Source organism: Caulobacter sp. FV1ye13L (genome assembly GCF_058681155.1).
Genome location: NZ_CM178732.1, coordinates 229,019 through 252,217, shown reverse-complemented (window position 1 = coordinate 252,217; position 23,199 = coordinate 229,019). Strand labels below are relative to the sequence as shown.

Annotated in this window: 24 protein-coding genes; 12 read left to right on the top strand and 12 right to left on the bottom strand. The window is 68.2% G+C overall.

All coding sequences use genetic code 11. The features are described from left to right. The first annotated feature begins 221 nt into the window (after positions 1-221). From ACW176_RS01130 to ACW176_RS01115, 4 genes are all read left to right on the top strand, one after another. Entirely contained in the window at positions 222-1,199 is a 978-nt protein-coding gene (locus ACW176_RS01130) for a peptidylprolyl isomerase (RefSeq protein WP_492110567.1), read from the top strand. Between the two features lie 13 nt (positions 1,200-1,212). Further along, the gene (gene argJ / locus ACW176_RS01125; RefSeq protein WP_492110566.1) at positions 1,213-2,631 is read left to right on the top strand and encodes a bifunctional glutamate N-acetyltransferase/amino-acid acetyltransferase ArgJ; all 1,419 of its coding nucleotides are present in this window, start codon (positions 1,213-1,215) and stop codon (positions 2,629-2,631) included. 2 nt (positions 2,632-2,633) lie between these two features. Further along, on the top strand, positions 2,634-3,104 hold the full coding sequence (locus tag ACW176_RS01120; protein WP_492110565.1) for a hypothetical protein: 471 nt from the start codon (positions 2,634-2,636) through the stop codon (positions 3,102-3,104). 95 nt (positions 3,105-3,199) lie between these two features. Continuing rightward, positions 3,200-3,739 carry a hypothetical protein gene (locus ACW176_RS01115; protein WP_492110564.1) on the top strand — a complete coding sequence of 180 codons (540 nt, stop codon included), beginning with the start codon at positions 3,200-3,202 and terminating at the stop codon, positions 3,737-3,739. A gap of 33 nt (positions 3,740-3,772) precedes the next feature. Here the strand turns inward: ACW176_RS01115 and ACW176_RS01110 are convergent, their stop codons facing one another. Continuing rightward, complete coding sequence (locus ACW176_RS01110) at positions 3,773-4,411, bottom strand: glutathione S-transferase family protein (RefSeq protein WP_492110563.1); 639 nt, start codon at positions 4,409-4,411, stop codon at positions 3,773-3,775. 138 nt (positions 4,412-4,549) lie between these two features. Between ACW176_RS01110 and ACW176_RS01105 the strand changes: the two genes are divergently transcribed. Beyond that, the gene (locus tag ACW176_RS01105; protein ID WP_492058099.1) at positions 4,550-5,296 is read left to right on the top strand and encodes an ABC transporter ATP-binding protein; all 747 of its coding nucleotides are present in this window, start codon (positions 4,550-4,552) and stop codon (positions 5,294-5,296) included. Beyond that, complete coding sequence (locus ACW176_RS01100) at positions 5,293-6,861, top strand: hypothetical protein (protein WP_492110562.1); 1,569 nt, start codon at positions 5,293-5,295, stop codon at positions 6,859-6,861. Before ACW176_RS01105 ends, ACW176_RS01100 begins: the two co-directional genes overlap by 4 nt. Here ACW176_RS01100 and ACW176_RS01095 read toward each other — a convergent pair. Both ACW176_RS01095 and ACW176_RS01090 read right to left on the bottom strand, forming a co-directional pair. Then, on the bottom strand, positions 6,858-9,125 hold the full coding sequence (locus ACW176_RS01095) for a sensor histidine kinase (protein WP_492110561.1): 2,268 nt from the start codon (positions 9,123-9,125) through the stop codon (positions 6,858-6,860). The two genes, ACW176_RS01100 and ACW176_RS01095, sit on opposite strands and share 4 nt — an antisense overlap. Before the next feature lie 220 nt (positions 9,126-9,345). Further along, a complete protein-coding gene (locus tag ACW176_RS01090) occupies positions 9,346-10,779 on the bottom strand; it encodes a DEAD/DEAH box helicase (RefSeq protein ID WP_492110560.1) in 1,434 nt (477 codons plus the stop codon). Positions 10,780-11,074: 295 nt separating this feature from the next. Between ACW176_RS01090 and mutT the strand changes: the two genes are divergently transcribed. Then, a complete protein-coding gene (gene mutT / locus ACW176_RS01085; RefSeq protein ID WP_492058095.1) occupies positions 11,075-11,479 on the top strand; it encodes an 8-oxo-dGTP diphosphatase MutT in 405 nt (134 codons plus the stop codon). After that, the gene (locus tag ACW176_RS01080) at positions 11,458-11,643 is read left to right on the top strand and encodes a Flp family type IVb pilin (RefSeq protein ID WP_419252320.1); all 186 of its coding nucleotides are present in this window, start codon (positions 11,458-11,460) and stop codon (positions 11,641-11,643) included. Before mutT ends, ACW176_RS01080 begins: the two co-directional genes overlap by 22 nt. On the opposite strand, the gene ACW176_RS01075 is transcribed toward ACW176_RS01080, so the two are convergent. Beyond that, on the bottom strand, positions 11,640-12,551 hold the full coding sequence (locus tag ACW176_RS01075) for a methyltransferase domain-containing protein (protein WP_419318264.1): 912 nt from the start codon (positions 12,549-12,551) through the stop codon (positions 11,640-11,642). The genes ACW176_RS01080 and ACW176_RS01075 overlap by 4 nt on opposite strands. On the opposite strand from ACW176_RS01075, the gene ACW176_RS01070 reads away from it, so the two are divergent. The 4 genes from ACW176_RS01070 to ACW176_RS01055 are packed head-to-tail and all read left to right on the top strand — an operon-like array spanning position 12,550 to position 14,898. Next, positions 12,550-13,332: a ComF family protein gene (locus tag ACW176_RS01070; protein ID WP_492110559.1), complete on the top strand. Its 783-nt coding sequence runs from the start codon at positions 12,550-12,552 to the stop codon at positions 13,330-13,332. The genes ACW176_RS01075 and ACW176_RS01070 overlap by 2 nt on opposite strands. Before the next feature lie 27 nt (positions 13,333-13,359). Beyond that, positions 13,360-13,614, top strand: coding sequence for a glutaredoxin 3 (gene grxC, locus ACW176_RS01065; RefSeq protein ID WP_419318260.1), 255 nt, complete (start codon positions 13,360-13,362; stop codon positions 13,612-13,614). Further along, positions 13,611-14,444, top strand: coding sequence for a carbon-nitrogen hydrolase family protein (locus tag ACW176_RS01060; protein ID WP_492110558.1), 834 nt, complete (start codon positions 13,611-13,613; stop codon positions 14,442-14,444). The genes grxC and ACW176_RS01060 overlap by 4 nt, the downstream gene beginning before the upstream one ends. Positions 14,445-14,463: 19 nt before the next feature. Beyond that, positions 14,464-14,898, top strand: a complete 435-nt coding sequence (locus ACW176_RS01055; RefSeq protein WP_492110557.1) for a DUF1178 family protein — start codon at positions 14,464-14,466, stop codon at positions 14,896-14,898. A gap of 165 nt (positions 14,899-15,063) precedes the next feature. On the opposite strand, the gene ACW176_RS01050 is transcribed toward ACW176_RS01055, so the two are convergent. The 8 genes from ACW176_RS01050 to ubiG all read right to left on the bottom strand — a co-directional run bounded on the left by ACW176_RS01050 (position 15,064) and on the right by ubiG (position 23,039). After that, complete coding sequence (locus ACW176_RS01050) at positions 15,064-15,642, bottom strand: SCO family protein (protein WP_492110556.1); 579 nt, start codon at positions 15,640-15,642, stop codon at positions 15,064-15,066. After that, positions 15,642-16,091: a copper chaperone PCu(A)C gene (locus ACW176_RS01045; protein WP_492110555.1), complete on the bottom strand. Its 450-nt coding sequence runs from the start codon at positions 16,089-16,091 to the stop codon at positions 15,642-15,644. The genes ACW176_RS01050 and ACW176_RS01045 overlap by 1 nt, the downstream gene beginning before the upstream one ends. Positions 16,092-16,099: 8 nt before the next feature. Continuing rightward, positions 16,100-17,551, bottom strand: coding sequence for a PepSY-associated TM helix domain-containing protein (locus tag ACW176_RS01040; RefSeq protein ID WP_492110554.1), 1,452 nt, complete (start codon positions 17,549-17,551; stop codon positions 16,100-16,102). Positions 17,552-17,562: 11 nt separating this feature from the next. Next, positions 17,563-19,881, bottom strand: a complete 2,319-nt coding sequence (locus ACW176_RS01035; protein ID WP_492110553.1) for a TonB-dependent receptor — start codon at positions 19,879-19,881, stop codon at positions 17,563-17,565. Between the two features lie 61 nt (positions 19,882-19,942). Continuing rightward, positions 19,943-20,341: a hypothetical protein gene (locus tag ACW176_RS01030; protein ID WP_492110552.1), complete on the bottom strand. Its 399-nt coding sequence runs from the start codon at positions 20,339-20,341 to the stop codon at positions 19,943-19,945. 348 nt (positions 20,342-20,689) lie between these two features. After that, positions 20,690-20,995: a glycine zipper 2TM domain-containing protein gene (locus ACW176_RS01025; RefSeq protein WP_419318245.1), complete on the bottom strand. Its 306-nt coding sequence runs from the start codon at positions 20,993-20,995 to the stop codon at positions 20,690-20,692. Between the two features lie 129 nt (positions 20,996-21,124). Next, the gene (locus tag ACW176_RS01020; protein WP_492110551.1) at positions 21,125-22,159 is read right to left on the bottom strand and encodes a YMGG-like glycine zipper-containing protein; all 1,035 of its coding nucleotides are present in this window, start codon (positions 22,157-22,159) and stop codon (positions 21,125-21,127) included. A 115-nt stretch (positions 22,160-22,274) separates the two neighbouring features. After that, entirely contained in the window at positions 22,275-23,039 is a 765-nt protein-coding gene (ubiG, locus tag ACW176_RS01015; RefSeq protein WP_492110550.1) for a bifunctional 2-polyprenyl-6-hydroxyphenol methylase/3-demethylubiquinol 3-O-methyltransferase UbiG, read from the bottom strand. Positions 23,040-23,199: the final 160 nt, after the last annotated feature.

The following is a 23,199-nucleotide window of genomic DNA, read 5'->3' as shown; positions in this document are numbered from 1 at the left end:
CCTTACGGCGCGCGCGAGACTTAAGCAGCGACCCTGCCAGTGTCAACGCGAGGCCCCCTTATAGAGCATGGTAAAGGCGAAGGTTTCCGGCCTTTACCGCGTTTGGTTGTCCCGCTGGCTCGCTTTCGCGAAAAGCGGTCGGCGGGATGCGCCGGAGTTGCATTCCCCTGCGGCCGAAACCACGCTAGAGCCGGTCGCTAAGGTGTTTCGGAGATCCGTCCTTGATCAAGTTCCGCCACAGCCGCGTTTGGGCCGCTCTCGCCGTCACGGTCATTCTGGCCGCCTGCGGTCAGGACAAGAGCGCCGAGAAGCCGCCGGAGCCGGGCGATACCGCCGTGGCCCGCGTCAACGGGCACAATGTCTGGGCCTCCGATGTCAAGCGCGAGGCCGTCGCCCAGGGCCTGATCAGCGAGGGCGAGCCGCTGGACATCTCCAGCGACGTGTTCCGCCAGCGCCTGGACGAGGTGGTCGACCAGAAGCTGCTGGCCGCCGAGGCCCTCAAGCGCAAGCTGGACAAGGATCCCGTGGCCCAGCGCCGCCTGGCCGCCGCCCGCGAGCGTATCCTGGGCGACATGCTGGTCGAGAGCGTGGTCGAGAAGGCCGTCAATGAAGACGCCATCCGCCGCCTCTATGCCGAGCAGCAGAAGCTGTCCAAGCGCTCCGAGGAAATCCGCGCCCGCCAGATCCTGGTCGCCACCCAGGCCGAGGCCGACAGCATCAAGAAGCTTCTGGCCACCGGCGCCTCGTTCGACGCCCTGGCCATGGAGCGCTCGACCGACCAGGCCACGCGCTTCAACGGCGGCGACCTGGGCTATTTCACCGTCGACGTGATGCCCGAGGCCTATGCCGCCCCGCTGAAGACCGCCCAGAAGGGCCAGCTGGTCGGACCGTTCGCCACCGAGGGCGGCTGGGCGATCCTGCGTGTCGAGGACAAGCGCATGGAAGAGCCGATCACGCTCGAGGCGGCCCGTCCGCAGATCGTGCGCTTCCTGACCTATGATCAGGTCCGCGACCTGCTGGAAAAGCTGCGCGGCGGCGCCAAGGTCGATATGCTGGCCAGCAAGACCCAGGACGTTCCCGGCGCGCCCGAGGAGCCGGCGTCGGCCCCGCCGGTGGAGCTGCAAGGCTCGGCCCCGGCCTCCGCGCCTCCTGCGCCTCCCGCGGCTTCGCCTGCGCCTGCGCCCGCGAAGAAGAACTAGTCGAGACGACCCGATGCCCTCCAAGACCGACAAGACGCTCGCCAAGCCCGAAGCCGACGCCGCCGCGCCGGGCGCCGTCGAGCGCGTGGGCCAGAGCCTGGAACGCGCCCTGGATCCCCTGGCCTCGGCCCTGAAGCGGGCCACGCGCCGTCGCGACGACAAGCCCGCCAAGGCGGCGCCTGCGCCGGGCAAGCCCGGTCTGGCGATCTCGCCCCTGGCCGTGCCGTTCCCGCATATCCCGCCGATCGCCGGTGTCGAGATCGCGACCGGCCGCGCGGGCTTCTACAAGCACGAGCGCGAAGACCTGCTGCTGATGCGCTTCGCCGAGGGCACCAGCGCGGCGGGCGTGTTCACCCGTCATGGCGTCGGCTCGGCCCCGGTCGACTGGTGCAAGCGCCAGCTGGCCGCCACCGGCGGCGCCGACGTGCGCGCCCTGGTGGTCAATGCCGGCTGCGCCAACAGCTTCACGGGCAAGCCGGGCGCCGACGCGGTGCGCCGGGTGGCCACCGCTGTGGGCAAGCGCTTCGACTGCCGCCAGCGCGACGTGATGATGGCCTCGACCGGCGTGATCGGGGTGATCCTCGACGACGCCAAGATCACCGCCCGCCTGGCCGAGGTCGAGACGCGCCTGACGGCCGACGCCTGGCCGCAGGCCGCCCAGGCGATCATGACCACCGACACCTTCCCGAAGGGCGCGTTCGCCACGGCCCTGATCGACGGGCACGAGGTCAAGATCGCCGGCATCACCAAGGGCTCGGGCATGATCGCGCCCGACATGGCGACCATGCTGGCCTTCGTGGCCACCGACGCGGCCATCGCGCCGGCGGCCCTGCAGACCCTGGTCAGCCTCTATACCCGCACCACCTTCAACAGCGTGACGGTGGACGGCGACCGCTCGACCAATGACACCCTGCTGCTGTTCGCCACCGGCCAGTCGACCGCGCCCAAGATCCACCGCGCCGGCGACCGCCGCCTGGCCGACTTCCGTGAAAAGCTCGACGCCTTGCTGCTGGATCTGGCCCAGCAGCTGGTGCGCGACGGCGAGGGCGCGACCAAGTTCGTCCGCGTCACCGTCAACGGCGCCGAAAGCCCGGCCAGCGCCCGCAAGATCGCCCGCACCATCGCCGAGAGCCCGCTGGTCAAGACCGCCTTCGCCGGCGAGGACGCCAACTGGGGCCGCATCGCTATGGCCATCGGCCGGGCCGACGAGCCGGTGGCCCGCGAGCGCATCAGCATCAAGTTCGGCGACCTCTATGCGGCCCGCGACGGCCTGGTCTCGCCCGAATACGACGAAGCGGCGATGAGCGCCTACGTCAAGAAGCCGGAGTTCGAGGTCACGGTGGATGTGGGCGTCGGCAAGGGCTCGGCCACGGTCTGGACCTGCGACCTGACCAAGCAGTATGTGGCGATCAACGGCGATTACCGGTCCTGACGATGGCCAGCGAGCCCTATCCCATCGACCTGGACGCCGTCGCTTCGGCCTGCCGAGAAGCCGGCTACCTAGTCAGCGAGATCGACAACGGCCTGGAGGTCTCCGGCAGCGAGGACGGCGGGGCCTTCTATCTGTTCCCCGAGAACGACTGGCTGCAGGTCCGCTGCCAGGTGCTGGACCCCCAGGATCTGGACCAGGCCCGCGACCTGACCGCCCTGTTCGAGACCATCGCCCGCGCGCAGTTTCGCCTGATCGGCTGCCGCTTCGGCTTCGACGTCCTGACCGGCCTGTGGTTGATCGAGGACTGCTATCCGGGCTTCGAGCCTGACGGCGTGCCGGCCGTTCTGGAGCAGCTGGCCTTCGTCTGGGGCTCGCTGCAGAACGTCCTCGACACCGCCCTGACAGGCGAAGTTCCCAATGACGACGCTCTGGACGCGGCGTTCGAACTGGAAGCGGTCTCGCCGCCCAACTAGGCGGAACCTGTTGCCAAGCTTGCCGTTCCTAACCCGCGTTCCGTCTTTCGGACGCTTGAGGATTTGACATGCGTGGATCTGGCTTTCGATATGGGATGTTCGCGGTCGTCGCGACGCTGACTCTGGGCGGCGTCGCCCAGGCCCAGGACAAGTCCCAGGACAAGGCGCAGGTCGGGCGCGGCGACGACGGGGCCAAGGACGAAGCCGTCGCTCCGGGTCGCTGGGACGGCGCTCGCAAGTCGGTCCTGGAGATCGGCTCACAGCCCGGCCGCGATGTCGGGATGATGCGGCGCGAGACGCCGCCGATCCTCGAGGAGGCCCTGGCCGATCCCTACACGCTCAAGGGCCTGAAGACCTGCGTGCAGCTGGCCGGCGAGGTCCGCAAACTCAACGAGGCCCTGGGTCCCGACTACATCGTCGGCAACGAGGTCAAGGAAAGCCGCGCCGGCAAGCTGGCCGCGGCCGGCGGCAAGACGGTGATCAACTCGATCATCCCGTTCCGCGGCCTGGTCCGCGAGATCACCGGCGCCGCCCCGGCCGAACGCCGCCTCGACGCGGCGCTGGACGCGGGCCTGGCGCGGCGCGGGTTCCTGCGCGGCGTGCACTACAAGCAGCGGTGCAAGACGACGTTCTGAGGGTGCGCCTTTGAACGTCGCCTGGGCCCGGGTTCAGGACGTCGGCACGGCCTCGGCGAGGATCAGGGCGTTGTCGATCTCGTCGGCGCGCTTGGCGGCAGGGCGCTGCAAGTGGCGCTCCACATAGGCCTCGAACGCCGGGCGCTTTTCGATCGTGCCGAAGTTCATCCCCCAGGACAGGTGAGAGGCGAGGTAGAGGTCGGCGGCTGTAAAGCCGTCTCCCAGGAGATAGGGGCGGTCCTTGACGGCGCCCTCGACGGCGCCCAGGACGTCCTCGATGCAGCCGAAACCCAGCGAGCGGCGTTGCTCGACCGTTGGCTCCAGGTTCACCGCCTTGGCGGCCACAGCCTGCTCGATCGGGCCAGCCCCGAAGAACAGCCAGCGATAATAGGGACCGCGCAGCGGACTGCTGGCGGGGGGCGCCAGACCGGCCTTGGGGAAGGCGTCTGCGAGATAGGCGCAGATGGCGGCGCATTCGGTAACGATCACCCCGTCGTGGACGACGGCCGGCACCTTGCCCATGGGATTGATGGCGCGATAGTCGGCGGTCTTTGTGTCTCCGGCCTCCCAGCGCAGGACCCTGGTCTCATAGGGCTGACCGATCTCTTCCAGCATCCAGCGGATGATGCGGCCGCGCGACATGGGGTTGGTGTAGAAGACAAGCTCGGACATGGTCGCTCCCGTTGTTTGCGACACCCTATCCCGAGCCTGCTGACAGGATCTGGCAGCAATGGTTCTCAGCCCGTGTGGCGCTTGCCACCTGTCCCCTAATCACGTTCTGATACCGGCCGTGACTTGGGGACCCCAGCCTTGACCGAAGCCTTGATCGTGCGGGGTCTGAACAAGACCTTCGCCAAGCCCGCCGTGGCCAATCTGGACCTGACGGTCCATGCCGGCGAGCTCTACGCCCTGCTGGGTCCCAATGGCGCGGGCAAGACCACCACCCTGCGGATGGTGGCGGGTCTGACCCAGCCCGACAGCGGCCAGATCAGCATCTATGGCGTCGACGCCCGCCAGGATCCGGCCGGGGCCAAGGCCCTGGTCGCCTGGGCGCCCGACGAGGCGATGATCTATGACCGCCTGACGCCGCTGGAATATCTGGAGTTCGTGGCCGGCCTCTGGAACGTCGATCCCAAACTGGCCAAGACCCGGGCCGAGCAGCTGCTGGCCCAGCTGGGCCTGGCCGACGAGGCCCGCCGCCGTTGCGAGGGCTTTTCGCGCGGCATGAAGCAGAAGGTCGCCCTGGCCGGGGCCCTGATCCATGATCCCCGCCTGCTGATCCTCGACGAGCCGCTGACCGGCCTGGACGCCGCCGCCGCGCGGCTGGTGAAAGACATGCTGCGGGCCCGGGTCGACGCCGGCGCCACGGTGATCCTGACCACCCATATTCTGGAAGTGGCCGAACGCATGGCCGACCGCATCGGCATCATCGCCGGCGGCAGGCTGCTGGCCGAGGGCCGGCTGGACGAGCTGCGCGCCCAGGCCGGCGGCGCGGGCGGCAGCTCCACCCTGGAGGACGTCTTCCTGCAGCTGACCGCCGAAAGCGCCGCCGCGTGAGCCTGCTCAAGCCCGCCAGCACGGCCTGGCTGCTGGCCCACGAGATGCGTCTGGCCTGGCGAGGGTTTCGCGCCGGCCAAACTGGCAAGGGCGGCAAGTCGGGCAAGGGGGCCGGCGCCCTGATCGGCCTGGCGATCCTGCTGGCCTTCGCCTCTGTTGGCGGCGTGTTTCTGGCCCTGGCCGTGCATGGCCACGAGGCGCCGATCCATCCGCTGGCCGTGCTGATCGCCGACCTGCTGTGCGCGGTGCTGCTGACCCTGATGCTGTCCCAGACCCTCAGCGCCTCGGCCGAGGCGCTGTACGAGCGGGGCGATCTGGACCTTTTGTTCTCCTCGCCGATCGCGCCGCGCAAGGTGCTGCTGGTGCGCTCGCTGGGCATCGCCGCCGGGGTGGCGACGATCTTCATGGCGTTCGCGGCCCCGATCCTGCTGCCGTCGATCCTGTATGGCCATCCCGGCTGGCTGGGCGTGTTCGGGGTGCTGATCGCCCTGGCCCTGACCGCCACGGCGCTGGGGCTGATCCTGGCCATGGCGCTGTTTGCCCTGATCGGTCCGCGCCGCACCCGCACGGTGGCCCAGGTGCTGGCGGCCCTGGTCGGCGCGGCCTTCTTCCTGGCCAGCCAGTACCGCAACCTGATGGGCGAGGCGGCCAGCGAGACCCTCTACGCCACGATCGTCCGCGAGGCGATGGACGGCCGCCTGACCCCGCCGCCCTGGGCCAGCCTGCCGCTGCGCGCCATGATCGGCGAGCCCCTGCCGCTGGCGGGGATGCTGGCCGTCGGCGTCGGCCTGTTCTGGCTGGCGACCAACGCCTTGGGCCGGCGGTTCTCCGACGCCGCCGCCGCCGCCCAAGGCGCGGCCTCCAAGCGGCCGCGCGGCCGGGTCAAACCCGCCGGAGCCTTCGCGGCCGGGGCCTTCAAGGCGACGGTGCGCAAGGAACTTCGGCTGATCGGCCGCGACGCCACCCTGCTGTCGCAGGTGCTTTTGCGGGTGCTGTATCTGATCCCGCTGGCCCTGGTGCTGGCCCGCTCGGCCGCCAAGGTCGACGCCGTCGCCCTGGCCGGCGGGGCCGGGATCGTGGCCTTCATGGCCGGGCAGGTGGCCGGCAGCCTGGCCTGGATCACCCTGTCGGCCGAGGACACCCCCGACCTGCTGGCCGTGTCGCCGACCTCCATGGCCACCCTGCGCCGCGCCAAGCTGGTGGCGGCCCTGATCCCGGTGGCCGTGCTGCTGGTGGGCCCGATCGCGGCCCTGACCTCGTTCCAGCCCCTGACCGGCCTGATCACCGCCGTCGGCGCCGGCCTGGCCGCCTGGGCCTGCGGCCTGATCAATCTGTGGCACCAGAAGCCGGGCAAGCGCGCCGACTTCCGCCGTCGGCGCGGGGCCTCGTGGCTGGCCACCCTGGCCGAGATCCTGATCGGCGTCCTGATCGCCGGCGCGACCACCCTGACCGTGATGGGCCTGGCCGGCTGGGCCGCGCCGCTGGTGATCATCGCCCTGACCGTGCTGATGGTGATGCGGCGGACCGACGAGCAGATCGGCCGGGCGCTGAGGGTGGCAGGCTAGGCGTCCAGCAGCGCCCGAATGTGGCAGACCACGCCGGCGGGTTCGAACCGGATCGCGGCTTCGCCCGACAGTTCGGCGGCCAGGCCGCGTTCGATCAGGCGCGAGCCGAAACCGCGCCGGGTGGGCGGGCTGACGGGCGGGCCGTCGCTCTCGGTCCAGGTCAGGTCCAGCCGCTCGGCCATACCCGGGGCCAGAGCCCAGCGGATGTTGACGCGGCCGCCCGGAACCGACAGCGCGCCGTACTTCACCGCATTGGTGGCCAGCTCGTGCAGGGCCATCGACAGCGACAGGGCCGTGCGCGGCGACAGCCGGATCGCGGGGCCGGCCAGCTCGAACCGCGCCGAACCGCCATGCAGCGTCGCCAGGCGCGCGGCGATGTCGTGCAGCTCCGCGCCTTCCCAGTTCTCGCGGGTCAGCAGGTCGTGGGCCTCGGCCAGGGCGAGGATGCGGCTGGTGAAGGCCTCCTGGGCCTCGGCCAGGGGGCGCGAGGCGTTGAAGCTCTGGGCCGCTATGGCCTGGATGGTGGCCAGCGAGTTCTTGACCCGGTGGTTCAGCTCGTTGACCAGCAAGCGCAGGTGCAGTTCGGCCCGCTTGCGGTCGGTGATGTCGACCGTCGCGCCCAGCAGCCGGGTCGCCTTGCCTTCGGGCGAGAAGAAGGCCTGGCCCTTGGCGGTGATCCAGCGCTCATGGCCATCGTCGCGGCCGACGGTGCGAAACTCGAGGGCGTAGTCGGCGCGAAGGCGCGGATCCAGGGCGCGGGCGATGGCGGCGCGGGTCGGCTCCTGGTCATCGGGATGCAGGCACTCGTAGAAGGTGTCGACGGTGACCGGCTCTCCCGGCGCCACGCCGAACATCGCATAGCAGCGGTCCGACCAGGTCAGCAGGCCCGAGGCGACATCCAGTTCCCAGATTCCCAGGTCGGCGGCGTCGACGGCCAGGCGCAGGGTCTCTTCCTGCAGCAGCAGGTGGGCCTCGGTTTCCTTGCGTTCGGTGACGTCGGAAACCACGCCCACGAAGCGGATGCATTGGCCATGCTCGAAATAGGCCCGGCCGAAGGTCTCGATCCAGCGCAGCGCGCCGTCGCTGGCGCGACGAATGCGGTATTCCAGATTGATCTTGCCGTCGCCGGCGGGATCCAGGGTGGCTCTGAGCGTGGCGCGCAGGGCGGGCAGATCGTCCGGATGGATCAGCTTTTCAAAGGTCTCGGCGGTGTTTTCGACATCGTCGCCGAGGCCGAAGATTTCGCGCGCCCGCTTGTCCCAGAACCGCGCGCCGATCGATGGATTGTGATCCCAGCGACCCATACGGGCGGCATGCACCGCCAGGTCCAGGTCGGCCCGCGCCGCCAGCAGGTTGGCCTCGGCCGCCTTGCGCTCGGTGATGTCCACGACCACGCCCGTATTGCGCGAAGGGGTCCCGTCGGCGTCGAGATAGGCGCTGCCACGGGCATAGACCCAGCGGGTCGAGCCGTCGGGCATGACCAGCCGATATTCATCCGAAAAGTCGCCGCCCCTTTCTATCGCCGCCAGGCTGACCTTCCGGATGCGCTCGCGATCATCGGGGTGCACGGCCGGGGTGAAGCTCTCCACCGGCAGGCCGGCCTCGACCAGCTCCGGCGTCAGCGAGTGCAGGGCGGCGTAACCGGCGTCGGCATAGACCTTGTTGGCCTTGACGTCCCAGTCCCAGGCGCCGATTCCGCCGGCCGCCTCGATGGCCAGGCGATAGCGCCGCTCGGTTTCGCGCAGGGTGCGTTCGGTCTCGACGGCTTCGGTCAGCTCGACGGCCGTGATCAGCACCCCGCCGACGCCGGTCGGGGCGCTGGCGTCGGGCACGGGACTGTAGCTGATGGTGAAGTGGCCGATCCGGGGAACGGCGTCGCCGTCGCGCCTGACGCTCAGGGGCATTTTCTCGAGTGCGTAGCCGCCGCTGGTTCCGTCCAGGATCGTGTCATGCACCGTCCGCAGGCTGGCCTGAAACGCCTCGGAGTGCTGGCTGAACAGCATGCCCAGGGCGGCCGGGTGCTTGTCGTGCAGGGCCGGGGCATAGGCGTCGTTATAGATCAGGCACAACTGCGGACCCCAGCGCAGGGCCATGGGAAAGTTGGTGGCCAGGATCATGTCGACGGCCAGGCGCAGGCTGGGCGACCAGGTTTCCATCGCGCCGATCGGCGTGGTCGACCAGTCGAAGGCGCGCACGCGTCCAGCCATCTCGCCGCCGGCGATCCTCGTCAGCGTCGGTCCGGCGCGCGGCTGTGTTTCCGCCATCGCAGCTGTTTCCTCCGACCGGTGCGCGACCGGTCCCAGCGGCAGGTGAACCCATCGCGGAGCCTGATTCAAGGCTTCTCTGGCCGGGAGCCAACCCCTGCGGGCGGCAAGTGGCCTTGCGGACGAAAAAACGGCCGCTTTCGCCCCTCTGGGTGAAAAACGGCCGTCGATTCAGTCACATGTCAGGGTGCGCCCCGGGGAGCAATACCCGTCTTGGGTATCAGTCGATCGGGTTCCAGCGCTTCTCGGCGGGGGCCGCGGCGCTGCTGCGCTTGGGGCCGCGATAGTCGCCGCCGGCCGGCTTGGCCGAGGCGTTCGAGGCGCCGCTGCGACCGCCGCCGCCGCCATTGCGGCTCTGGCCTTGGCCCGGACCCTTGGCGGCGCCGTCGCCGCTGCGGGCCGGACGGTTGCGCTGACGACGCAGTTCGGCCGGGACGTTATTGCGCGGGTCGGCGCGGCGCGGATCGACATACTTTTCCGGCGGAGCCAGCTTGTCGGCGACAGCGGCGGCCGCGGCCAGGCTCTTGTCGTTGCGGCGATCGAAGGTCGGGATCGTCTGGCGGGTGGCCTTCTGGATGTCGCGCAGCAGGGTGCGTTCGTCATCGGCGCAGAAGCTGATGGCGATGCCGTCCTTGCCCTTGCGGGCGGTCCGGCCGATGCGGTGGACGTAGGACTCCGGCACGTTGGGCAGTTCGAAGTTGAACACGTGGCTGACGTCATTGACGTCGATGCCGCGCGCGGCGATGTCGGTGGCGATCAGGGCCTTGACATCACCGGCCTTGAAGGCGGCGAGGGCGCGTTCGCGCTGGCCTTGCGTCTTGTCGCCGTGGATGGCGGCCGCTTCGATGCCGCTGGCGACCAGATACTTGGCCACCCGGTCGGCGCCGCGCTTGGTGCGGGTGAAGACGATCGAACGTTCAACGGCCTTGTCGGCCAGCAGTTCGGCCAGCAGCGGACGCTTGCGCTGAGCTTCGATGAAGATCAGCGACTGGTCGATGCGCTCGACCGTGGTGGCCGACGGCGTGATCGAGACCTGGGCCGGGTTCTTCAGCAGCTCGCCGGCCAGCTTGCCGATCTCGGTGGGCATGGTGGCCGAGAAGAACAGGTTCTGGCGTTCCTTGGGCAGTTGCGAGGCGATCTTGCGGATCGGCACCACGAAGCCCAGGTCCAGCATCTGGTCGGCTTCGTCGAGCACGAAGATCTCGACGCCGTTCAGGTGAGCGGACTTTTCGCCCAGGTGGTCCATCAGGCGACCCGGGGTGGCCACGACCACGTCGACGCCGGCCGCCAGGGCCTTCATCTGCGGGCCATACTTCACGCCGCCGAAGATGGTGGCGACGGTCAGGCCCATGTGCTTGCCATAATCGCGGAAGCTATCGGCGATCTGGGTCGCCAGTTCGCGGGTCGGCGACAGGACCAGGCAGCGGAAGCCGCGGCGCGGGGCCGGCTTCTTGTCTTCGGCCAGGCGGTGCAGGATCGGCAGGGCGAAGGCGGCGGTCTTGCCGGTGCCGGTCTGGGCGATGCCCAGCAGGTCGCGACCGGTCATGACGGTGGGGATGGCCTGGGCCTGAATCGGGGTCGGGGTGGTGTAACCCTTGTCGGCCAGGGCCTTGAGGAGCGGCTTGGCCAGGCCAAGGTCGGTGAATTGAGTCAAGTTGGCTGTCTTTCAGACAATGCCGCATGACGGCGCGCGCGGTCCTCGCGCGGCTCGTCCATGAGACGGGTCGGTTGGGGAGCGCCCCGCGTGGCCCGGGCGGTCTTATGGACGTTTCATGGCGCTCGACAGGCTGATCCGAAAAACGGACCTTCACGCGACTGGAGCGCCGATAGCGCCTAAGGGCGCAGGGTCCATATCGTTTGTTGCAGGTGCGAAGTCAAGGGGCGCGGCTCGGCAGGCCGTTATGCCACATGACTTGCCATCACCGGTCGGTCGCGCCAAACCCGGCGTCATGAGCAAGCCCACCGTCCTCGTCGCCGCCGCCGCCATGATCGATGTCGATGGCCGCGTGCTGATCTGCCAGCGGCCGAAAGGCAAGCAACTGGCCGGGCTGTGGGAGTTTCCGGGCGGCAAGGTCGAACCTGGCGAAACGCCCGAAGAGTGCCTGATCCGCGAGCTGCAAGAAGAGCTGGGGATCACGGTCGCTCAATCCTGCCTGGCGCCCTTTGTCTTCGCGTCGCACAGTTACGAGTCTTTTCACCTCCTGATGCCACTCTACTTGCTGCGCCGCTGGGAAGGCCTGGTTACGCGCAAGGAACATGAGGCGCTGGCATGGGTGAAGCCGGACAAACTGGCCGACTATCCGATGCCCCCGGCGGACATCCCGCTGGTGGCGTGGCTGCGCGATCTGCTCTGAAGCGCTTTGGCCGCAACCAGAGCGGCGCCACGGCCGTCGAGGTGGGTCTGCTGGTCGCCGGCCTGTGCATCGCCATCATCAGCGCCGTTTCCATGCTGAGCGGCGGCATCAAGACCAGCTTCGAAAAGACCTCCACCGCCATCGCCTCGACCCACGGCAGCTAGCCGGGCTTCTCGCCCGCCGACTGTTCCTGGACGCCCAGGGCGTCGGCCAGTCGCATCTTGGCCGAGCCGGGCCGCAGGGGCTTTTGCTGGCTTTCGTGCGGCGCCCAGCCGGTTACCGCCACGATCTCGAACGTCGCCGGCACGCGGCCGTCGGCCTCGGCGAAGCGCTCGACATAGATTTCCATCGCCCGCGCCAGCACCCGCCGGCCCATCGGCTTGCGCGAGCGGTCCAGCAGCACGCTGGTCTCGCCCATGCGGCGAAGATCGCGCAGCAGCTCGATCGGGTGGCCGTAGCGCACCTTGACCCGATCCACGTCGGCCACCGGCAGGGCGAAGCCGGCCCGCTGCAGCAGACCCGCCGCGTCGATGGCGTCGGCGAAGGGCGAGACGCGGAACGAGGCGCCGCCGCTGACCTCGTCCTCGGCCTGCAGCAGGGCCTGGCGCAGCTCGGTCAGGGTGGCCCCGCCGAAGATCGCGCCGATGAACAGGCCGTCGGGCCGCAGCGCCCGGCGGATCTGGATCAGGGCCCCGACCAGGTCATTGGTCCAGTGCAGGGACAGGGTCGAGACCGCCAGATCGAGCGTCGCGTCGCCAAACGGCAGGCGCTCCTCGTCGGCCACCACGCTCAGGCCATCACCAGCCCCCAGCATGCGCGCCGACAGATCGGTCTGGAACAGCACGTCGATATTGGCCGCGGCGTCGCTGGCGGCCAGGGCCTGCGAGAAAGCGCCGTTTCGCGCTCCGAGATCGACGGCGACCGGAAAGCGTCGCAGGATCGTCTCCAGCCGCATGACGACATCCTCTGCCGTCCGGCGCTTGAGGAAGTCTGCCGACGCATAGTCAGGCGCGGCGCGGTCGAGGCGGACCTTGAGAAGGTCGCGGTCGAAGAGGAGGGGCGAGGCGGTCATGCGGGCGGAACATGGCGATTTCGAACCGATATGGAAAGCGGGGCCGCGTCTGAGAGGTCTTGGAAGGGGCCTGCTCGACCTTCTTCTGCCGCCCAGGACCTTTGACGGCGGCCCGGCCCAGACCCGCGGCCTGTCCGCCGAAAGCTGGAGCCGCGTCACCTTTCTGGACGATCCGGTCTGCGACGGCTGCGGTCTGGCCCTGCCGTTCGACAGCGGCGCAGTCGAGCATTGTCCGGCCTGCCAGGCTCGCCCGAGGGCCTTTGGCCGGGCTCGCGCGGCCTGCGTCTATGACGAACATTCCCGCGACCTGATCCTGAAACTCAAGCACGCCGACCGCACCGACCTGTCGGGCCTGATGGCCCGCTGGCTGTCGCGCGCCGCTGCGCCGTTGCTGGAAAACGCCGACGCCATCGCCCCGGTGCCGATACACCCGGGACGCCTGCTGCGCCGCCGCTACAACCAGGCCGCCGAGATCGCCCGGCCGCTGGCCCGCGCCAGCGGCGTGGCCTATCTGGCCGACGCCCTGGTCCGCCAGCGCGATACGGTCAGCCAGGGCGGCAAGTCGGCCTCGGGTCGCCGCCGCAATGTCGCGGCCGCCTTCGTCGTGCCCGAGTCGCGCCGGCATCGGGTGATCGGGCGCAGGATCTTGCTGGTCGATGATGTTCTGACCACCGGCGCCACGGCCGAGGGCTGCGCGCGGGCTCTGAAGGCGGCGGGCGCGGCCGAAGTGACCCTGGCGGTCGTGGCGCGCGTTACAGAAATGCAAGCGCGTCCTATATGAGGACGACAAGGAGAGACTCGTTATCCCATGGCCAAAGTCACCATCTACACCCGCCCGTTCTGCGGCTACTGCGCCCGCGCCCTCAAGGTCCTGGGTGAAAAGGGCGCCGACTTCACGGAAATCGAAGCCGGCATGGACCCCAAGCTGCGCCAGGAAATGATGGACCGCTCGGGTCGCACCACCTTCCCGCAGATCTTCGTGGGCCAGCAGCACATCGGCGGCTGCGACGACATGATGGCCCTGGACCGCGAGGGCAAGCTGGACGCGATCCTCGCCGCATGAGCTCCAGGGGCGCCTTGAGGGTCGGCCTGATCCAGACGCGGACCCCCGCCACCCACGCGGCGGCGCTGGCCCATGTCGCGCCGCTGGTGCGCGAGGCCGCCGCCCAGGGCGCCCGGTTCATCCTGACGCCCGAAGGCACCAACGTCCTGCAGAAGGACCGCGCCCGACTGCTGCCCGCCCTGCTGAGCCTGGAGGACGACATCGTCGTACGCGGCCTTCGCGACCTGGCCGTCGAGCTGGGCGTCTGGATCGACATCGGCTCGGCCCTGGTGCTGCGCGAGGATGGGAAAGCCGCCAACCGGCAGGCGGTGATCGATCCGACCGGCGCGATCGTCGCGACCTACGACAAGCTGCACATGTTCGACGTCGACCTGCCGACCGGCGAGACGGCGCGGGAATCGGCGACCTATGAGCCCGGTGAGCGGGCCGTGGTGGTCGACACCCCGCTGGGCGTCTTCGGCCTGACCATCTGCTACGACATGCGCTTTCCCGCCCTGCATCGGGCCCTGGCCCTGAAGGGCGCGACGATCCTGACCGTTCCGGCCGCCTTCACCCGGCCCACGGGCCAGGCGCACTGGGAGATCCTGCTGCGGGCCCGGGCCATCGAGACCGGCTCGTTCGTGCTGGCGCCCGCCCAGGGCGGCTTCCACGAGGACGGGCGCGGCACCTGGGGGCGCACCCTCGCCATCGGTCCGTGGGGTGAGGTCATCGGCGTGCTTGACCATGACGAGCCCGGGGTGCTTGTGGCCGATCTCGACCTGGACGCCGCGCCCAAGGCGCGCGCGGCCATCCCCGCTCTCAAGAACGCCCGCGCCTTTACCGGTCCCTGACCATCCCCATCTTCAGATCATGATCAAGTACGCGCTCCATTGTGATCAGGCCCATGCGTTCGAGGGCTGGTTCGGCTCGTCGTCCGACTATGACGACCAGAGCGCGCGCGGCCTCGTCGACTGTCCGCTGTGCGGGTCAAAGGGCGTCTCCAAGCAGATCATGTCGCCCGCCATCGCCGGCACCAAGGCCCAGAGCGCCGCGCCAGTTGTCGATCCCAAGATGCGCGAAATGATGATGACGGCCATGGGCGAGGTCCGCCGGCACGTCGAGGACAACTTCGACAATGTCGGCGACGCCTTCGCCAAGGAGGCCCGCGACATCCATGAGGGCAAGTCCGAGGAGCGCGGCATCTACGGCCAGGCCACACCGGCCGAGGCCAAGGCCCTGATCGAGGACGGCATCAAGGTCGCGCCCCTGCCGCCGCCGCCGCCGAAGAAGACGGACTTGAACTGAGGGGCGTGCAGGCGCTCTGTGGGAGGGGCTGCGTGGGGTAGGAATGCGAACTTCACGCTGAGCAGACTAAAAGGCGACGGATGCGCCATTGGCTGACATTGGGATCGCTCCAGGTTCCGGACGTTCAGAACCTACCCACGGCGTCGGATACAGGCTAATGCCGATCTAGCCCAGCACGGCTTTCAATTGGCTCAGGGCCTGAGCCGGCGAACTGCCATAGCCGATGGGCGCCACGAACTCGCCGCGCCTATCGAACAGATAGACGGCCGTGGAGTGATCGACCGTGTATTCGCCGCCCTCCAGCGGGACCTTGCTGTAGTAGATGCGATAGGCCTTGGCCGTGGCGGCGATCGCCTCGGGCGACCCTGTCAGCCCCCGTATGCGCGGATCAAAGTTCGACAGGTATTGCTTGAGTTGGGGGGGCGTATCGCGCTCGGGATCGACCGTGATGAAAATGACGTTCAAGCCGTCAGCCGTGGGACCCAGCTTTTCCAGCCACTGGCCAATTTCGGTCAGCGTCGTCGGGCATATCTCCGGACAATAGGTAAAGCCGAAATAGATCAGGGTTGGCTTGCCCAGAAGGTCCCGATCGGTGACGGCCTTGCCGTTCACGTCTGTCAGGGCGAAAGGACCACCGATCCTGAAGAGGGGCTTGCCCTTGCGGTGCCCTACATACAGCAGGCCGCCCGTCGCCGCGCCGAGCGCGGCCGCGAGGCCGCCCAATACGATGGTCCTGCGTCGCATTAGTGCGCACCAGCGGGTGGCGGCGCCTTGATTGGCAGGGTCACAGTGACCTGGCCCGCCTTCTCGAAGCGCAGGGTCAGCGGCAAGGCGCTGCCTGCCTTCAGCGGGCCATCCAGGCCGACAAGCATGATGTGGTAGCCACCCGGTTTCAGGGCGACCGTCCCGCCGGCCGGGAGCGCCAGGCCGTCCTTCAACGGACGCATACGCATGACGCCGCCGGTTACGGACATCTCGTGAACCTCGACGCGCTTGACCCCCGGGGCCGAGCCGCCCAGCAGACGATCTGGCGACTTGCCGGTATTGGTCAGGTTGAAATAGGCGGCGCCCGCCTGCGCTCCAGGTGGCGTGGCGCGGACCCAGCCCGCTTCGATACGCGGGGGCGAGGCGGCAGCAAGGGCCGAGGTGGCGACCACGCAGGCGGCGGTCACGAGCAAAGCAGCGTTCTTCATGGAAAACCTCATGGTTGATCAGGCTTCAAATTGATTTGGCGCAGGCCCAGCCATTGGCGCACGCCAGGGATGTGACGCAGAGCAAGATGCTCGATCAGGGCAATGGCAATCATCGATAGGCCCAGCACGGGCAGCAGGATGCCGAACACGACAATCAGAATGCCGACACCCATGGCGATGCGGCCTTCTGGTAAGGCCGGCGGCGCGCCCAGCTGACCGTCGGGTCGTCGACGCCACCATATGACGAGGCCGCTGATGCTGAGGGTGATGAGGCCCAGGGCCGCCAGAACGCCCAGAAGCTGGTTCACCCATCCAAACAACTGGCCTTCATGAGCGGCGATGCCATAGCCGATTGCCTTGTCGATCGGATGACGACTGGCGAAAGTCTCAGTGCGGATCACCTCTGCGGCGCCGGGATCGAGCGTCAGCGTTACCCGTTGGGGCCGGTTGGGCGTGTCCGACCGAGCGGTCCAGTCGGGCGAGGCGTTGCGGCCTTTCTTGCTGGACGGCGGCGCGATCAACACGGGGGGCGGCAGGTCCATGGCCTGAACTGTCGCGACCATGCGATCGAGAGCTGGAGTCGCCTCCATCGACATCGCAGACATGTGCATGCTCGACATATCCATACCGGCCATGTCCATGCCAGCCATGTGCCCCTCGTGTTCCGAGGCGGCGGGCGCATCCAACGCCTTGCGCTCGGCCTTTTCACCCGTGCGTCCGTTGGACCAGTCCTGCTTGGCCACGGCCGTGCCGGTCAGCTTGCGGACCTCCTTGAAGCTGTCGCCCCAGACCTTGGCCCAGGGCAGGCCCGTCAGCAGCAGGAACAACACCAGGCTGGAAATCCACATGCCGGTCACCGCGTGGATGTCACGCCAGAAGAGCTTGGAGCCGCGCCCCAGGCGCGGATACAGCACCCCGCCAAGGCCCTGGGCCTGACGCGGCCACCAGAGATAGAGGCCGGTGACCACCATGACGATGGCCCAGCAGGCGGCCAGCTCGACCAGGATCGAGCCATTATCGCCCATCAGGAGTTCACCATGGATGGTCTTGTCGATGTCCATCAGGCGATCGCTCTCGTTGATCACCTTCAGGATCTGCAGCGTCTCGGGGTGGACGTAGACGAGGATGTTCTCGCCCTTCTTGCCCACCACGACCCGGGCGGCGTCATCGGCTTGCCCCCGCACCTCGTAGGTGCGCAGGCCTGAGCCCGGCACCGCCTTGAGGGCCGCATCGACCTGGGCCTGAGCGCTGACGGGCGTGCCCGTCAGCGACAGGTGGTCATAGGGCCGATCCAGCCAGGCCTCGACCTGGGGCTTGAACAGATAGATCGAGCCGGTGATCGCCAGGATGACAATGAACGGCGCGCAGAACAGCCCGGCATAGAAGTGCCAGCGCCAGATCGCGCGATAGTCGAAGATCGTCCGTCGGGCCTTGGTCAGGGCCGGGCTGGAAGCGGTCATGGATCAGGCTCCTACCACTTGGTCTTGACGTCGAAGACGAAGGTCCGCTGCGGCAGCGGGTGCGAGACGTAGGCCTGGTCGTTGAACAGGTTGTCGATCCCGACGCTGACCTGGGCCTTCTCCGTGACGTTCCACGACACCCGGCCGTCGACCGTGAAGTACTCGGTCTGGAAGCCGTAGGCGCCGCCGCGCACCAGGCCGAACAGGTCGGAATTGGGCCGTGAGGCGTAGCGCCAGCCCAGCGAAGCCTTGACGCTGTCGCTGATCCGATAGCGGACATTGCCGCTGGACCGCCAGTCGGGAATGCGCGGGAACTTCACGCCCTCGGCGGCGGTGTTGGCGCTGTTCTTGATCGTCTTGGCGTCGATGCGGGTGACATTGGCGTCGATGTCCAGACCGGGGATCAGGACGTCGCTGGCCTCAAGGATCAGCTCCAGGCCGTACTGGCGCACCTTGTCGACGTTCTTGTAGGACGAGACCACGGTTCCGTACTGGTTGAGGCCGCTGAAGCTGAAGATCGCGTCCTCGATATCCTGGTAGAATAGGCTGGTGGTCGAGCGGACCTTGCCGAAGGTGCGCCGCAGGATGAGGTTGGCGTCCTTCGACTTCTCGGCCTTCAGATTGGGATCATAGCTGGTGGGGTCGATCTCGCGGGTAATGTCGTCAAACCGCCCCTGATAGAGCTCGCCCACGGTGGGGAAGCGCTCGGCCGTTCCCAGGCTGACCTGCAGCTCGAAGTCGCCGGGGATGCGGCCCTGCAGCGACAGCTTCGGGCTGACCGACGTCTCCTCGCGCTCGGGATAGGCGCTGTCGGCGCGGGCGCCGCCGACGCGTTTGCCAATACCGCCGTCAAAGGCGCGCCAGCTGTCGAAGCGCAGGCCGCCGGTCAGGACGAAGTTGCCGTCCACATCATAGGCGTCCTCGGCCCAGACGCCCCAAAGGCTGGTCTTGCCATAGGTCGAGGTCGAATAGACCGGCGTGGTCGCCGTGTGCCAGTTGATGGTCGTATAGGTGTCGGTTCCGGCCTCGTAGAGGTTGGCGTTCAGGCCAAAGCCCAGCTCGTGCCTGCCGAAGGCGCGATCAAAACTGGCGTCGCCCGTCCACCAGCCCGGCTTGGTCTGACGGCTCTGGGTGCCGGCGCCGTTTTTCCCGCCCGTGGCGTAGTCGTTGGAGGTGCGCGAATCCTGGTCCGGGATCCAGTAGCGCGACAGGTTGAACGACGCGTCCCAACCCGCCAGAGGTCCGGCCAACTTCAGGCCCGCCAGATACTCGATCCGGTCGGTTTCAGAGAAGGTCAGGCCGGTGGCGTTCCAGGTCTTGCCGCCATAGCTGACCTTGCCCTGATAGACCGGCTTGCCCGACGCATCGACCAGCCAGCTGCGCGGATTGGTCAGGTCCTGATTGGTCTTCCAGGCAAAACCCATGGCCTGGATGTCCCAGCCATTGCTGGCCGCATAGCCGACCCGCAGACGCAGCTGGTCCTGGATCACATGCACCGGCGAGGCGCCGCCGAACACCGGCGTGGCCAGGCGGCTGTCAGTATAGGCGCCGGTCACCGCCGTGCCCGTCCCGGTCGTCGCCGACAACAGGCTGTAGCTCATCGACTGGCCGGTGTTCTCGAAATGCCGGAAGCCGCCGCGGACGCTCCAGGGACCGTTCTCCTGCTTGTAGGAGATCCCGCCCTCGGCGCTGTAGCCCTTGAAGGTCTGGTCGTAGCCGTATTCCTTGAACGGCATGATCATGGTCTGGGCATTGGCATAGACCTCGCGGCCAGGCTCGGGCTCGCGAGTGGTGACCGAGATCACCCCGCCCATCGAGTTGCCGCCGTAGCGGGCCGAATAGGGGCCATAGACGATGTCGAACTGGCGCACCTCGGCGGGGCCGACAACGTTCCACTTGGGCGGATAGTCGTAACGGTTGCCCAGAAAGTTGGAGACCACGAAGCCGTCGACCAGCACGATGGTGCGGGCGCTCTGGACGGTGTTGGTGCCGCGTAGGGCGACCACGGCGTTGTCGTCGCCGGCAAAGCGTTTGCGTACGAAGAAGTCGGGCGCGTACTTCATCAGGTCTTCGACATTGACCGCGTTGATCGCCTCGAACTCGGTCTCGCCAAGTGACACGGCCAGGCCGCGCGGCACGACGGTGACGGGCTTGTCGCCGCGGCCGACGACCAGGACCTGGTCGACCTCGGCCGGCTTGGCGTCGGCGGGATCGACCGCCGCGGCGACGCGGTCTTCGGCCAGGGCGAGAGCGGGCAGGACGGCGGGGCTGACCGCGAGGGCGGCCAGCAGGGCGCGCGCCGAGACGGCGCGGCAAAGCGTGGAGGACATGAAAATTCCAATCGTCGAACGTCAAGGAGCCGGCGCGCGAAGCGGTCGGCGGCGATGGGCGTCAGACGATGGCGGGTGGTCCGGTCTTGAAGGGCGGAGGAGCGGCCAGGCCCAGGCCGGGTCGCTGATGGGCGAGCGGCAGATCAATCTGTGAAATGGCGGCGAAGGCTTCAGCGTGGACCAGCGTCAGGGCGGGAACTGGCAATGGGGTGACGGCGCCGGCGAAGACGCAGCCATGATCTGGATTGACCTTGCCGTCAGCCGGCTCGGGCGCGCTTTCGCCGTTCTGGACAACACCGCCGCCATCGACCGAAACGGTTTTGGTGCCTTGGGCCGTACAGATCACGATGGCGGGCAAGCCGGCCTGCCCTTGGATCGGGGCGACCATGTAACCCGCCGGGATCAGGACCCGCACGGCGATCGCGCAGACGGTCAGCAGCACGCCAACGCGCGCCGGCATCCGAGTCAATCGTGACCACCCCAGTCTCATGGGCGCTCGCCTACGCCCAATGCTGAGGCCTGTCCAGACGTCGCTAAGGCGTCTCTGGACGGCAGCTGGCCTTTTCGCCGCGCTCGGTCAGTGAGCGTCCATAGGCGGCGGGGCATCGTCCCATGCCTGCGTTGGCGACAGAGATCTTCGCGCGGAAGCGGACCTTCCCGCTTACCGAGAAGCGTCATGCTAGGTCGATCAGTGAGACTAGCCCCAAGGTCCGACTGGGCGCGAGACCTGACGCCTCGCTCAGCTCAAGCCCCAAACGCAAAACGCCCCGGCTTTCACCGGGGCGTTCTGGTCGACGGTCGCTAGAACCTAGCGGCGATAGCGGTACTCGTAGTGGCACTTCTTCTTCTTGGCGATCTGGTTGCCGGCGACGGCGCCGACCACGCCGCCGAGGATCGCGCCTTCGGTCTTGGCGCCATTGCCGGCGACAGCGGCGCCGAGCGTGCCGCCCGTCAGGCCGCCGATCACAGTGCCCTTGCCGCCCTTGGTCTTGGTGCAGACCTTCACGCGATAGCGTTCGCCGCGCTGTTGGGCTTCAGCCGCCGTGACGGCCACGGTTGAGGCCGTGAAGGCCAGAGAAAGAGCGATAACGATAGCTTTGGTTTGCGCGCGCATGGCGGGCTCCGATTGGTCTTGTGGTGTCCCTGACCGTCATAACGCCCCAGACGCCTGTCGGTTCTATGGCGACGGTCGGGTTTCCGACGCGGGTCGGCGACGAGGGCCAGGCCCCCGTCGCCGTGCAGCCTAGCCTTCGACGCGGAAGCGGCCTTCAGCGTCCGGGCAGACGCGGATGTAACGCGTCTCGGTGCGGCCGTTATATTCCGCCGGCGCGGGGGCCAGACGGCAGCGTTCGTCGCTGCGGCTGTTGTAATTACCGCCGTTATAGACCGCCTCGCGGTAGGGGACCGTCTCGTCATAGGTCCAGTAGTTGCCGCGGGTGTCGCACTTGGACTTGGCCGAGGCGTTGCCGATGGCGGCGCCGATGCCGGCCCCGACCAGGGCGCCCAGAACCGTGCCTTCCGGCTTGGCGTTGCGGGCGGCGGCGTTGGAGCCGAGCACGCCGCCGGCCAGGGCGCCGATCACGCCGCCGACGGTGGCGTTGCGCTTGGCGTCCTGACGGCAGGGCTCGTTATACGAGGTGTTGGTCCCGTACTGGCCGCCGGCGTAGGGCGCGCTGTAACGCGTTGCATACTCCGGATTGCGACGATCATAGGCGCCGCCGCCGTAGCGACGGTCATAGTCGGCGCGGGCCCGGTCATAGTCGGCGCGGTCGCGTTCCCACTGGGCGCGCTGGGCGTCGTAGGGGCTGTTATCGGCATAGCCGGCGCCGCTCATGTTGAAGCGCGCGGCGATCTTCGGGTGGCGACGATCATAGCGGCCCGCGCCATAGCGGCGGTCATAGGCGCGGCGGTCGCGCTCATAGAGGTCGCGGTCGCGCTGGAACGCGGCCTGTTCGGCGTAATAGGCGCTGCTGGTCTGATAATTCGCCGAGCCATAGCGGGTCGCATATTGCGGATAGCGACGGTCATAGGCGCCGGCGCCATAGCGGCGATCATAGTTCAGGCGCGAGCGCTCATAGGCGGCGCGGTCCTTTTCGTAGGCGCGCTGCTTGGCGTCGTAGTCGGCAATCTGGGTGCGGTAGTCGGCGCGCTGGTCCTGATAGGTGTCCAGGCGCTGCTGGTAGGCGGCCTGGGCGCTGGCGGTCTGGGCCAGGGCCGGGGCGGCCGCGCCGAAGGCGACCGTGGTGGCCATCAGTGCGGCGATATATTTCGATGTCATGGTGGTGCTCTCCGTTCGGTCGAACGGATCAACGGCCATCCCCCGATGGGGTCGCCAATCCTTCACAGTGTCCCTGTGCCAAGGGAAAGCCCGGCGAAGGTGAAGGTTCCCGGTCTCAGTCGCGGGTCACCGTCATCATGTAGTTGATGTCGCTGTCGCTGGACCGGCTCCAGCGGCCGGTCAGGGGATTGTAGGTCACGCCGAACGGGCCCTGCATCTGCACCGGCTCGCCGGCCAGGAAGGCGCGCAGTTCGTCCGGCTTCAGGAACTGCTTCCAGTCGTGGGTGCCGGCGGGCACCCAGCGCAGCACATATTCGGCCCCGATCTTGGCCAGGGCCAGGGCTTTCAGCGTGCGGTTCAGGGTCGCCACGATCATCAGGCCGCCGGGCTTGAGCAGCTGCGAGCAGGTGCGCAGGAACGCGCCCGGGTCGGCGACGTGCTCGATCACCTCCATGGTCAACACCACGTCGAACGGCCCGGCGCCCTCGGCCAGCAGCTGCTCGGCCGTGGCGGGACGATAGCCGATCTCCAGTCCCTGTTCGGCGGCGTGGGTGGCGGCGGTCTTGATGTTCTTTTCCGAGGCGTCGATGGCCGTGACCGTAAAGCCCAGCCGCGCCATCGGCTCGCTGAGCAGCCCGCCGCCGCAGCCGATGTCCAGCAGGCTCAGGCCCTCGAACGGCGCGCGGCCATTGGGGTCGCGGTCGAACCGCGCCACGGCCTGCTCGCGGATGAAGGCCAGCCGGCAGGGATTGAACACGTGCAGCGGCGCGAACTTGCCCTTGGGGTCCCACCATTCGGCCGCGATGGCCGAGAACCGCGCCACGTCGGCGGGGTCGATGGACCAGGAGGGGGGAGTGTCGGGCGAAGCGGCTTGGGTCATGTCGCCTGTCTACCACGCCGGCCGCCGTGCGACATCGTCGGCGAAAAAAGACAGGCCCGCGACATTGCCGTTGCGCCGTTGCGCCGCTAGAAGGCCGGGGCTTGCGCGGCGGGGAGCAATCTCACCGCGTGGGCGCAAGAAAAAACCGCTATCGCTTGAG